At 72.0% G+C, this 11,844-nt stretch carries 14 protein-coding genes and 1 pseudogene; 11 read left to right on the top strand and 4 right to left on the bottom strand.

Annotation, left to right across the window (positions count from 1 at the left end; genetic code table 11):
• The first annotated feature begins 121 nt into the window (after positions 1-121).
• Positions 122-1,261: an RICIN domain-containing protein gene (locus C1A38_RS02280; RefSeq protein WP_102656149.1), complete on the top strand. Its 1,140-nt coding sequence runs from the start codon at positions 122-124 to the stop codon at positions 1,259-1,261.
• Between the two features lie 67 nt (positions 1,262-1,328).
• On the opposite strand, the gene C1A38_RS02275 is transcribed toward C1A38_RS02280, so the two are convergent.
• Together C1A38_RS02275 and C1A38_RS02270 are read right to left on the bottom strand one after the other, a co-directional pair.
• Complete coding sequence (locus tag C1A38_RS02275) at positions 1,329-3,092, bottom strand: sulfatase-like hydrolase/transferase (RefSeq protein ID WP_502696911.1); 1,764 nt, start codon at positions 3,090-3,092, stop codon at positions 1,329-1,331.
• Positions 3,093-3,107: 15 nt separating this feature from the next.
• Positions 3,108-3,859, bottom strand: a pseudogene (locus tag C1A38_RS02270) (CDP-alcohol phosphatidyltransferase family protein); the annotation flags it as partial.
• Between the two features lie 127 nt (positions 3,860-3,986).
• Between C1A38_RS02270 and C1A38_RS02265 the strand changes: the two are divergent.
• From C1A38_RS02265 to C1A38_RS02230, 8 genes are all read left to right on the top strand, one after another.
• Complete coding sequence (locus C1A38_RS02265; protein ID WP_102656146.1) at positions 3,987-4,967, top strand: zinc-dependent alcohol dehydrogenase; 981 nt, start codon at positions 3,987-3,989, stop codon at positions 4,965-4,967.
• Positions 4,968-4,971: 4 nt separating this feature from the next.
• Positions 4,972-5,394, top strand: coding sequence for a 6-pyruvoyl trahydropterin synthase family protein (locus C1A38_RS02260; RefSeq protein ID WP_013733787.1), 423 nt, complete (start codon positions 4,972-4,974; stop codon positions 5,392-5,394).
• Between the two features lies 1 nt (position 5,395).
• Positions 5,396-6,430, top strand: coding sequence for a glycosyltransferase family 4 protein (locus C1A38_RS02255; protein WP_102656145.1), 1,035 nt, complete (start codon positions 5,396-5,398; stop codon positions 6,428-6,430).
• A complete protein-coding gene (locus C1A38_RS02250) occupies positions 6,427-7,278 on the top strand; it encodes a class I SAM-dependent methyltransferase (RefSeq protein ID WP_102656144.1) in 852 nt (283 codons plus the stop codon). The genes C1A38_RS02255 and C1A38_RS02250 overlap by 4 nt, the downstream gene beginning before the upstream one ends.
• Positions 7,279-7,406: 128 nt before the next feature.
• Positions 7,407-8,303, top strand: coding sequence for a lysylphosphatidylglycerol synthase domain-containing protein (locus tag C1A38_RS02245; RefSeq protein WP_232510889.1), 897 nt, complete (start codon positions 7,407-7,409; stop codon positions 8,301-8,303).
• Positions 8,304-8,314: 11 nt separating this feature from the next.
• Positions 8,315-8,947, top strand: a complete 633-nt coding sequence (locus C1A38_RS02240) for a GTP cyclohydrolase II (protein WP_102656143.1) — start codon at positions 8,315-8,317, stop codon at positions 8,945-8,947.
• Entirely contained in the window at positions 8,944-9,651 is a 708-nt protein-coding gene (locus C1A38_RS02235) for a RibD family protein (protein WP_102656142.1), read from the top strand. Before C1A38_RS02240 ends, C1A38_RS02235 begins: the two co-directional genes overlap by 4 nt.
• A 15-nt stretch (positions 9,652-9,666) precedes the next feature.
• Positions 9,667-9,864: a GNAT family N-acetyltransferase gene (locus C1A38_RS02230; protein ID WP_199180049.1), complete on the top strand. Its 198-nt coding sequence runs from the start codon at positions 9,667-9,669 to the stop codon at positions 9,862-9,864.
• Here the strand turns inward: C1A38_RS02230 and C1A38_RS02225 are convergent.
• Both C1A38_RS02225 and C1A38_RS02220 read right to left on the bottom strand, forming a co-directional pair.
• Positions 9,861-10,628, bottom strand: coding sequence for a hypothetical protein (locus C1A38_RS02225; protein WP_102656162.1), 768 nt, complete (start codon positions 10,626-10,628; stop codon positions 9,861-9,863). The genes C1A38_RS02230 and C1A38_RS02225 overlap by 4 nt on opposite strands.
• Positions 10,629-10,650: 22 nt before the next feature.
• Positions 10,651-10,932, bottom strand: a complete 282-nt coding sequence (locus C1A38_RS02220) for a hypothetical protein (protein ID WP_102656141.1) — start codon at positions 10,930-10,932, stop codon at positions 10,651-10,653.
• Between the two features lie 138 nt (positions 10,933-11,070).
• On the opposite strand from C1A38_RS02220, the gene C1A38_RS02215 reads away from it, so the two are divergent.
• On the top strand, positions 11,071-11,562 hold the full coding sequence (locus tag C1A38_RS02215) for a hypothetical protein (protein ID WP_102656140.1): 492 nt from the start codon (positions 11,071-11,073) through the stop codon (positions 11,560-11,562).
• Positions 11,547-11,831, top strand: a complete 285-nt coding sequence (locus C1A38_RS02210; RefSeq protein WP_102656139.1) for a hypothetical protein — start codon at positions 11,547-11,549, stop codon at positions 11,829-11,831. The genes C1A38_RS02215 and C1A38_RS02210 overlap by 16 nt, the downstream gene beginning before the upstream one ends.
• Positions 11,832-11,844: the final 13 nt, after the last annotated feature.

The raw sequence follows: 11,844 nt of genomic DNA, 5'->3' as shown, positions 1-11,844 counted from the left end.
GGGCGGGGTGGGGGAGGGGAGTGGATGTTGACGGGGGTCGGTGGGGGTGGGAATATCGACTGTTGTGAGTGTTAGCGCTCACACTGTTGGTGTGCGCTGAGGACTAGTGGCAGGAGTGGTGATGGGGATGAGGGTGCGATGGCTTGCGGCGGTGGCCGCGGTCGGGCTGGCGGTCAGTGCGGTGGTGACAGCGGCGGGGACCGCCAGTGCGGAGTCCAACGGTGGGGTACGGGTGATGCCGCTCGGTGACTCGATCACCGAGGGCACTCAGATCCCGGGCGGCTACCGGATCGGCCTGTGGCAGCGCCTGGTCAACGGCAGGTACACGGTGGACTTCGTCGGCTCGCAGTTCAACGGGCCGACCAGCCTCGGTGACCGGGACCATCAGGGGCATCCTGGCTGGCGGATCGACCAGATCGACGCCAACATCGTCAACTGGCTGAACACGCAGCGACCGCAGACCGTGCTGCTGCACATCGGCACCAACGACATCCTGCAGAACTACAACGTCAGCAGCGCACCGAACCGGCTCTCCACGCTGATCGACCGCATCACCAACACCGCTCCCAACGCGGAGGTGTTCGTCGCGCAGATCATCACGCTGTCGAACACCAATCAGGCAGCGGCGGTACGCACCTTCAACGCCGCGATTCCCGGCATCGTGCAGAGCAAGGTGAACGCGGGCAAGCGGGTGCACCTGGTCAACATGCACGCCGCGTTGACCACCGGCGACCTGATCGACGGCGTCCACCCGACCGCCAACGGCTACGACAAGATGGCCGCGGTCTGGTACGACGCCCTGCAGTCGGTGCCGGGCAGCATCGGCACCCCCGGTAACGGCGGCACTCCCACCCCCACCCCCACCCCGGGTCCCACCAGCGGCGCGATCGTCGGCAACCAGTCCGGCCGGTGCGTCGACGTGCCGGGCTACAGCACCGCCAACAGCACCCAGTTGCAGTTGTGGGACTGCCACGGCGGCACCAACCAGCAGTGGAGCTACACCTCCGGCCGCGCGCTCACCGTCTACGGCAACAAGTGCCTCGACGCCGAGGGCTACGGCACCTCGCCGGGCACCCGGGTCACCATCTACGACTGCCACGGTGCGACGAACCAGCAGTGGAACGTCAACGCCAACGGCACCATCACCGGCGTGCAGTCCGGCCTCTGCCTGGACGCCAACGGCGGGGGCACCGCCAACGGCACCCGGCTCGTCCTCTGGACCTGCAACGGCCAGGCCAACCAGCAGTGGAGCCGGCGGTAGTCACCACCACCGGCCCCACACCCTGACCGGCCCACGCCCCGGCCCCACGCTCTGACCTGGCTCGGCCTCAGCGGGACTGCGCCTGCGGCCGGGCCGGGGCGGAGCCGAAGGTGGTGAGGAAACGGTCGCGGAAGGAATCCATCGACCAGACCGGGGCGGCGGCGTCCGGGGTGAGGCCGTCCTGCCAGCCCCAGTCGGCGATCCGCTCCAGCACGGCGGGATCCTTCGCGATCAGGTGGATCGGCACGTCCGGGCTGGCATTGTCCCCGGTGACCACCGGCGCGGGCTGGTGGTCACCGAGGACCACCAGCACCGTGTCGTCGTCACCGTGGGTCTCCAGGTAGGAGATGAGGGTACGCAGGCTGTAGCTGACCGCGTGCCGGTAACCGGTGCGGGCCTGTGCCGTCGGCGTACCGATGATGCCCTTGCGGAACACCTCGCCGTCGTCGATGTCGTCCCAGTCGACGAGCGAGGGCACCTTGGTCCAGGGGGAGTGGCTGGAGACCAGCGCCAACTCGGCCATCACCGGCCGATCCCGCGGCCCGACCCGCTCCCGAGAGTGGAACTCGTTGATCGCGTACTGGTCGGGCATCGGGGAGAAGGCGAACCGGGGACCCCGGTAGCCGAGGTCAGGGCCACTGTAGAACTGCTCGTAGCCGTAGAACTTCCCCTCCGGCCAGGCCTGGTTGACCGCCGGCATCACCCCGACCGTACGCCAGCCTGCGCTGCGGAAGGCGTCGCCGAGGGTGAACCGGTCGCTGGCCAGCAGGCTCTTGTGCCGCTGGTTGTTGTCGATCCACAGCCCGGACAGCAGGGTGGCGTGTGCCAGCCAACTGCCGCCGCCGATGGTCGGCGAGGTGAGGAAGCCGCTGCGCGAGGAGAAACCGGCCGCCTGCAACCGCCCGGCGCCGTCGTCGAGCAGCCGCTGCACGGAGGCGAACTCCGGGTCGGAGACCGCGTCGCGACCGTAACTCTCCACGAAGGCGATGAGCACGTCCTTGCCGCGCAGCCCGGTCAGCAGCTGGTCTGCGGGCACGTCGCGGAACGGGTCCGCACTCACCTCGGTACGGAACGCCGCCCGGTCGTTGATCCGTTCGCGGACCTCCGAGACGTGCTCGTAGACGATGGTGCTGGCGTTGCTGTCGGCGACCAGCACACCGGTCACGATCCGGGCCTGGAACGCGGCAAGCAGCGCCCAGACCAGCACCAGCGACGCGACGACCCGGGTGCCGGCGGTACGGTGCCGCGCCAGCAGCCGGGAGAGCCGCACCGTGGACAGCGCGGTCAGCACCGGCACGGCCAGCAGCACCAGCACGACGCCGACGGCGATGGCGATGGCACCGGGCCGGCCGATCGACTCGGCCACGAAGGCGAACGCCTCGTCCAGCAGGGACCAGTCCAGCACCAGGTCGAACGGCCGCCCCAACGACGAGTAGAACCCGAGGTCGCCGATCTTCACCAGCACCACCAGGCCGAGCAGCACTCCGGCCACGGCGGCGACCAGCCGGCGGGGTCGGCCGGGCAGCGCGAGCAGCGCGGCGGCGAGCAGCAGCGCCTCCAGCGGAATCCGCAGGAACGCGCCGGCCTGCATCCGCCACGGCTGGTTGGGCAGGGTGAAGGCGGCCAGGACCAGCACGACGGCCAGTACGGTGACCACCCGGGCCAGCATCCGTCGGCGGCCGGACGCGGCAGGGGCGTCGGAGGCTGCGGCAGGGGCGTCGGAGGCTTCGGTCACCGCCTCGGCGTCCGGGAAGTCGGTCGTGGGAAGGCGCTCGGCGGTGTTCGTGGCGCGCGCAGCATCGGAGGTCGACAAGGGGTTCTCCTGGGTCAGCGCAGCGACAGGACAGGCGCGGGGGGCAGGTCGGGTTCCTCGACCCGGTCGAGCGGACGACCGCGCAGCGGCACCGTCGCGACGACGATCGGGGAGACGGTACGCGGCAGACGACGCCGCCACAGCCAGGCCACGTCCCGGCCGAACGACTCGACCAGCAGCCCGAGCGCTGCCAGCAGCACCAGCAGGGTCACCGGGGCGGGCAGCAGCTGGGAGGCGGCGACGGCGAGCACGATCCCCTGGACCGCGGCGACCACCTTCCGCCAGTACCGGGGCGGAAGCTGCGCGTCCATCCAGGGCAGCACCCAGCTCGCGGCGAGGAAGGCGTACCGCATCAGGCCGATGGCGAGCACCCAGACCCCGACCGACGGCGCCACGTAGAGGCTCAACATCAGCACCAGGATCGAGTCGACCTCCATGTCGAAGCGGGCACCGAGCCTGCTGACCGTCCTGGTCCGCCGGGCCACCTTGCCGTCGACCGCGTCCAACGCCAGCGCGACCACGGTCAGCACCACCAGCACCACCGTCGGCGCGGGCCGCCCGGCGATCAGCGCGTCGGCGATCAGCGCGGTCACCGCCCCCACCAGCAGCCCCCGACCCATGGTGACCCAGTCGGCCGGGCCCAGCCGGGGCGAGTCGGTGCGCCGCAGCGCCCGGATGAGCGCCAGGCAGGTCACGGCACCGTACGTCAGGCCCGCGAGCCAGCCGGCGACGCCGAGGCCGACCGTCGTGGCGAGCCCGCCCAGCAGGACGACCTGGACGAGCATCCCGATTTGCGGACCGGTTCGAACTGTGGACACCGTGCCTCCGTGTTTATGATCGACGACCCCTGTCAGGAAGTACGGAAAACATGACGGATCGGTTCGGTCCGGACGCAGGTGAGGAGAAGAACCGGTGACGCGACCCGCTCGCGCCTTCTGGCTGCGCGCACCCGGTGCGGGAGAGATCCGACCGGTGACGCTACCCGAACCGGGCTCCGACGAACTGCAGGTACGCACCCTGTTTTCCGGAGTCAGCCGAGGCACCGAGACCCTGGTTTTCGCCGGTAAGGTGCCGGACAGCCAGTACGCCACGATGCGCGCCCCGTTCCAGGAGGGCGACTTCCCGGCCCCGGTCAAGTACGGCTACCTCAACGTGGGCGAGGTCGAACAGGGCCCGGCCCACCTGCGCGGACGTACGGTGTTCTGCCTGTACCCGCACCAGAGCGCGTACGTGGTGCCGGTCGACGCGGTGACCGTCGTACCGGAGCAGGTGCCGGCGTCCCGCGCGGTGCTGGCCGGCACAGTGGAGACCGCGGTCAACGCGCTGTGGGACGCGCCACCGCTGCTCGGCGACCGGGTCAGCGTGGTGGGCGCCGGCATGGTCGGCTGCGCCGTCGCGGCGCTGCTGGCCCGCTTCCCCGGCGTGGCGGTGGAACTCGTCGACACCGACCCGACCCGGGCCGAGGTGGCCGCCGCGCTCGGCGTCGACTTCGCCACCCCCGAGGCGGCGACCGGCGGCCGCGACCTGGTAGTGCACGCCAGCGCCAGCGCCGCCGGCCTGCAACGCAGCCTGGACCTGCTCGCCGCCGAAGGCACCGTGCTCGAACTGAGCTGGTACGGCGACCGCCAGGTGCAGCTCTCCCTCGGCGCGGCCTTCCACTCCGGGCGGCTGACCATCCGCAGCAGCCAGGTCGGCATGGTCGCCCCCGCGCGGCGCAGCAGCCGAGGGTACGCCGACCGGATGGCGCTCGCCCTCGACCTGCTGGCCGACCCGGTCTTCGACGCGTTGATCACCGGGCGGTCGGCGTTCGCGGACCTGCCCGACGTCCTTGCCCGACTCAGCGCCGGCAGCCTGCCCGCGCTGTGCCACCTCATCACCTACGACGGGGAGTGACTCCGTGTTCAGTGTGACCGTACGTGACCACATCATGATCGCCCACAGCTTCCGGGGCGACGTCTTCGGCCCCGCGCAGCGGCTGCACGGCGCGACGTTCGTGGTCGACGCCACGTTCCGCCGCCCGGATCTCGACGCCGACGGCATCGTGGTCGACATCGGGCTGGCCACCGACCAGCTCAAGGCCGTGCTCGGCGAACTGAACTACCGAAACCTGGACGACGAGCCCGCCTTCGCCGGCACCAACACCACCACCGAGGTGCTGGCCCGAACCATCGCCGACCGGCTCGCCGACCGGGTGCACGCCGGCGACCTGGGCGCCGGCGCGCACGGGCTGACCGGCATCACCGTCACCCTGCACGAGTCACACGTCGCCTGGGCCAGCTACGAACGGTCACTGCCGGGGGCGAGCGGCACCGGCGCCTGACGTGCCGAGCGTGCACGTGGTGCTGCCCGGCGACATCGACGATCCGGCCACGCCCAGCGGCGGCAACGGCTACGACCGGCGGATCTGCGCCGGGCTCGCTGCCGCCGGCTGGTCGGTACGCGAACATCCCGTACCGGGAGCGTGGCCGACCCCGTCCCCGGCGGAACACGCCCGGCTCGCCGAACTGCTCACCGCCCTGCCCGACGGCGCGCTCGTCCTGGTCGACGGGCTGGTCGCCTCGGTGGTGCCGGACACCCTCGCCGCGCAGGCCCGGCGGTTGCGGCTGGTCCCGCTGGTGCACCTGCCGCGCGACGACGACACCGAGGCGCAGGCCCTGGCCAGCGCCACCGTCATCGTCGCCACCAGCACCTGGACCCGCGACCGGTTGCTGCACCAGTACGCGCTGCCGCCGTCGCTGGTGCACGTCGCCGCCCCCGGGGTGGACCCGGCGCCGCCGGTCACCGGATCGCCGGCCGGTTCGGCGCTGCTCTGCGTCGCCGCGGTCGCCGCCCACAAGGGCCACGACCTGCTGGTCGAGGCGTTGGCGGCGGTGACCGACCGGGACTGGACGCTCACCTGCGTCGGCCCGCTGCACCGCGAACCGGACTTCGTCGACCGGCTCCGCACGCAGATCACCACCCACCGGCTCGGCGACCGGATCCGGCTGGCCGGTCCGCTGTCCGGTGACCGGCTGGCCGCCGCGTACGCCGCCGCCGACCTGCTGGTGCACCCGTCACGCGGGGAGACGTACGGGATGGTGGTCACCGAGGCGTTGGCGCGCGGCATCCCGGTGCTCGCCACGGCGGTCGGTGGCCTGCCCGACGCCCTCGGCCACGTCGGCGGGGAACGCCCCGGCGTGCTGGTGCCGCCCGAGCAGCCGGCGGCGCTGGCCGACGCGCTGCGCCGCTGGCTGGACGAGGCGACCCTACGGGCGCGGCTGCGCCGCATCGCCGCCCGGCGACGGAGCACCCTCGACGACTGGACGAGCACCACCACCCGGATCACCACGGCCCTGGAAGAGGCGATGGCGTCATGACCGAGCAGCAGGCAGTCCAGGATGCGCCCGTCGAGCTGCCGCCGGACTTCGCGCAGTGGCTCGCGCTGCGGGAGCCGGCCGACGTGGCCGCCCGCGCCACGGACCTGGTCGACACGGTACGCGCCACGCTGCCCGGCAGTACGCCGTACGTGGTGCATGACCTGGGGGCCGGCACCGGCTCGCTGGGCCGCTGGCTGGCCCCGCTGCTGCCCGGCCCGCAGCACTGGGTCCTCTACGACCAGGACCCGGACCTGCTGGCTCGGGCCCGCGCCGGCATGCCCACCGTCGCCGCCGACAGCGCGCCGGTGACGGTGCAGACCCGCCGCGGTGACCTGACCCGGCTCACCGCCACCGACCTGGCCGGCGCGGCGCTGGTCACCGCCTCGGCGCTGCTCGACATGCTCACCGCCGCCGAGATCGAACGGCTGGTCGCGGCCTGCGCGGAGGCCGGCAGCCCGGCGCTGTTCCTGATCTCGGTCACCGGCACCGTGCAACTGACCCCGGCCGACCCCCTCGACGTCGAGATCGCCGACGCGTTCAACGCCCACCAGCGCCGCGCCGTGGGGGCCCGTCGACTGCTCGGCCCCGACGCCGTCGACGCCTGCGCGGCGGCGTTCACCCGGCACGGAATGACCGTGCAGACCCGGCCCAGCCCGTGGCGGCTCGGGCCGGAGCAGGCCGCCCTGACCGCGCAGTGGTTCACCGGCTGGCTCGACGCGGCCTGCGAGCAACGCCCGGAACTTGTCGATCTCACCCACGAGTACGCCAAGCGTCGACGCAACGAGGCTAACGCGGGCCGACTCGGGGTACTGGTCGATCACACCGACCTGCTGGCCGTACCCCGTTGAACCGGCGGCCCGCGAGTTACGTGCGTACAGTCAGGGAAAGATCACCATGCCGGGAGGCTTGCGTGGCGGACGAAGCTGGTGACGTCGGGTCCACGGCGGCCCCGACCGGCCGGTCCTTCTGGGGCTGGCTGCGCCTGGCACTCGGGCTCGCCGTGCTGGTGGGGCTGCTGTGCTGGCTGGGCACCGGGCCGTTCCTGGCCGGGCTGCGCCTGATCGACGCCCCCGCGCTGGCTGCCGCGCTGGCCTTGGGCGCGCTCACCACCGTCTGTGTCGCCTGGCGGTGGAGCCTGGTCGCCGGCGGGCTCGGCGTGGGGATGCCGCTGCGCGAAGCCGTGGCCCACTGCTACCGGGCCGTCTTCCTCAACGCCACCCTGCCCGGCGGGATCCTCGGCGACGTGCACCGGGCGGTACGGCACGGCCGTGACGTCGGTGACGTCGGTCGGGGCATCCGGGCCGTGGTCTGGGAGCGTGTCGCCGGCCAGGTCGTCCTGGTCGCCGTCGCCGTGGTGCTGCTGTTCGCCTTCCCGTCGCCGGTGCGACCGTACCTGCCGGTGGCCACCGCGGTCGTGGTGACCGCGCTTGTCGCCGTGGTGCTGGCCGCCCGCCTGCTGCCGCACTCGGGTGCCTCCCGGTTCACCCGCGCGATGGTCACCGCCGTGGCCGACGTACGTGCCGGGTTGCTGGGCAAGCGCACCTGGGCCGGGGTGCTGGTCGCCTCCGCGCTCGCGGTCGCCGGGCACCTCGCCACGTTCCTGGTGGCCGCCCGAACTGCCGGTTCCACCGCCCCGCTGACCCTGCTGCTGCCGTTGACCCTGCTGGCCCTGCTCGCGATGGGGGTGCCGGCCAACGTCGCCGGGTTCGGCCCCCGCGAGGGGGTGGCCGCGTGGGCGTTCGCCGCCGCCGGCCTGACCGCCGCCGAGGGGGTGGCCACCGCAACGGTGTACGGCGCCCTGGTGCTCGTCGCGAGCCTGCCCGGAGCCGCCGTGCTGCTGGCCCGTCGTGTCCGTGTACCCGCCACCGTCTGACGAGGAGAGCCATGTCCGAATCACTGCCTGCCGCCACCATCCGGACGCAGGTCACCGTGCCGCTGCGCTTCTCCGACGGATACCAGACCACCGCCCGGCTGCACACCTTCGACGGGCTGGTCGACGGTCGCGAGCACCTCGCCTTCGCCCTCGGTGACCACACCGCCGCCGGGGCCGTGCCGCTGGTCCGTCCACACAGCGAGTGCCTGACCGGCGACGTGTTCGGCAGCCAGCGCTGCGACTGCGGTCCCCAGTTGCGCGAGGCCGTGCAGCGCATCGCCGAGGCCGGCGGGTACCTGCTCTACCTGCGGCAGGAGGGTCGCGGCATCGGCCTGTACGCCAAGCTCGACGCGTACGCCCTGCAGGACGCCGGGCTGGACACCTTCGAGGCCAACGTCGCTCTCGGCCACGACGAGGACGAGCGGGACTACACCGTCGCCGCGCAGATGCTCACCGCGCTGGGCGTCGGGCCGATCGCGGTGTTGACGAACAACCCGGAGAAGACCGACCAGCTCAGCCGGCTCGGCGTCACCGTGACCGAGCAGGTGCCCACCGGCATGTTCCTCTCCCCGGCCAACGCCGACTACCTCGCGGCGAAGGCCAGCCGCGCCGCCCGTGCCGCCGACCTCCCCGCAGTCCGGTGACCGGCCCGGCCACGGCCCGCCGGCCGTACGTGCTGCTCAGCTGCGCCACCTCGATCGACGGCTACATCGACGACGCCACCGACGAACGGCTGATGCTGTCCAACGACGCCGACCTGGACCGGGTCGACGAGGTACGTGCCAGCTGCGACGCCATCCTGGTGGGTGCCGGCACCGTCCGCCGCGACGACCCTCGCCTGCTGGTGCGCTGCGACCGCCGCCGCGCCGACCGGATCGCCCGTGGCCTGCCGGAGTCCCCGATCCGGGTGACAGTGACCGGCTGCGGGGACCTGGACCCGGCGGCCCGGTTCTTCACCGTCGGTGACACCGAGCGGATCGTCTACTGTGCCAGCGCCGCCTTGGAGAAGACCCGGCACCGGGTGGGGGAGCGGGCCACAGTGGTCGACGCCGGTGACCCGATCGACCTGTCCCGGGCCCTGACCGACCTGGCCGACCGAGGAGTACGCCGACTGCTTGTGGAAGGTGGTGCCCTGGTCCACGGCCAGTTCCTCACCGCGGGGCTCGCCGACGAACTGCACCTGGTGGTGGCCCCCTTCTTCGTGGGCGACCGTCGGGCACCCCGCTTCGTCGGTGACGGCCGGTTCCCGTGGCATTCCGCCCGACGCGCCCAGGTGGTCGAAGCCCGCCAGATCGGCGACGTGGTGCTGACCCGCTACGCCCTGTCGGAACGCTGCGAACTGGCCTAGCGTCCGGATCCCCTCGTGCTGACGGTCCGCGGCCTGCATCGGTTGCAGGTCGAGACGCTGGCCGACAACGCCGCGATGATCCGAGCAGCCACCCAGGCCGGGTTCGTGCGCGAAGGCACCCTGCGCCGCGCGGCATGGGTGCATGGGGAATTCGCTGACCAGGTCGTTCTCGGGCTACTCGCCACCGAATGGGACGCCGACGCGCGGGGCTAGGTGCCAGGCTGTGGCACCCACCGGTCGCCGAGGGCTGTGTGGAGGGCCAGCAGGACAAGGCTGATCACGATCGACGCGAGGATGCCCAGTCCGAGACCAAGGATGCCGCTGTCTCGCCGGTCAACGTGCCCGGCCGGAGTCGCCGAGGCCGACCACGGGTGCTCCCGGGCCCACCAGTACAGCAACCCGAGGCCGTACGGTGTGATGGAGATCAGCCAGAACCAGAACCACCGAGTGCCCCGTACCGGAGCCGGTCCGGCGACGACGACGCCGACAGAGATGACAGCGAGGACGAGACCCGCCCAGATGACGACGGGTGTCGGTAGGTGGAGTGCGCCGGCCCGGTGTTCGAGGCCGGAGGCTCGCAGGTCCTGCGCGACACCGATGGCACCAGGCCCGGAGTAGCTGCCATTGTCGACGGTGTCGGTGATGGTCACCTGGTCGAACCGGTCGGTGTCGGTCCAGTGCCTCCGGCCGTCGGGGGTTCTCCACGCGAACAGGGGACCGAGGGTGTCGGAGCTGTGCAAGGCGGGAGCGTCGAACCATCGTGGAGGGGTGCTGACCTCCCATCGGTCGCCCCACTGGTATGCCGTGATGCGGCCCGCAGCGGCGTCCGCCCTCGCCTGGTCGTAGCCCTGCTGCCGGGGAGCCGTCCACCAGGTCATCCCCGCCGCGAGCAGCCAGAGGAGAACCAGAGCGAGCCGCAGCGCAGGCCACCACCGCCACGTTCGTCCGGCCGGTGCGCCGGGTGAGCCTTCATTCATGACCAGCAGCTCCCGTCGCTTGTCAGTCCGTTCCCCCTCCGCCACCGCCTGAGCCGAAGTGTGCCGCGTCGCCGTAGACGGCGTTCTCCGCGATGGCGGCGGAGTGCCGGTCGGGCACCCCTCCGCCCGGCCCGACGACGCCGCGACGAGGGCGCGGCGAATCACGGCGGATGGCACGCATTGCGGATCGTGCGGCTGCCGCCTTCTCCTCGACGGTCTGCGGCTGGCGACGGCCACGCCTGTAGATCAGGACTGCGATGCCCATGGCGAGCCCGATGCCGGCGAGCAGGAGATACCACCACATGTGCTCACCGTAGAAGGGGCGTGCATCTGCCGACGAGGCGCAGCGGGATAACCGTTGGTGGCCGTGGCACGGGGTCGGGCAGCATCAGGGCATGATGCTTCTCGTTCCCTGCGACCCGCTGCGGCTGGAGTCATCAGGATGACGACCACCTACCGGCTGCTGCGGCAGACGAGCCGCACCTCGCGATTCGCTGCGGTCACCGTCGAGGTCGCGCCATCGAGTGGGCCTGAGGTGGAGGTGACCGCTGCCGTCACCACAGCACACCGACGGGAAGCCGACCTGGGCGCTCGGTGGGCGCTGCGCGGCCTCCCGGCGGCGGCGAAGGTCACGGTGACCGACGTGCTCACCACCGAGGTCGACACGACTACGGGAGACGTCCACGAGGCCACCGCCCGCGCCGTGTGGCAGGCCCTGGGCATCGAACACCCGACACCGTACGTGGGGTTCGGCGACCCTCGGATGGTCGCATCCTGGCTCGACGACATGGCGGGCCGACGGCTCGAGGCGGTGACGGAAGCCCGGTACTGGTACGCCGGACGATGCGAGCCCGACGCTGCGAGCCTGCTGCACGCGTGGCTGCACTTCGAATCCGCCCTGCCGTCGGCCTGCACGGCATGGGTGACCGGTTGATGCTGGCGAAGGAGGGCCCGTACCCCTCCTACGACATGGGTGAGTACGGGGAGACAAGGGTCGGCCCGGCGCAGCGTCCGGGCATCCTGTCCGGGTTCGTCGGGGCCAGACTTGTCGACGGCGCCGTGATCATCGGCCCGGACGGCGACCTGATCTGCGCTGGTCTGATGCTGCGGTCGGCCGTCCCACGGTCGGATTCGGCAGGACACGCACTCGCGGACCGGTGGAGCAGGGCGAAGCAGGGCAGCCGGGATGTGGTTACCTTCTGATATGCCGCATCCC

This window comes from Verrucosispora sp. ts21 (assembly GCF_002879555.1).
Lineage (GTDB): Bacteria > Actinomycetota > Actinomycetes > Mycobacteriales > Micromonosporaceae > Micromonospora > Micromonospora gifhornensis.
Note: the sequence above shows the minus strand (reverse complement) of the source record. Positions and strands in the feature narration are given on the sequence as shown.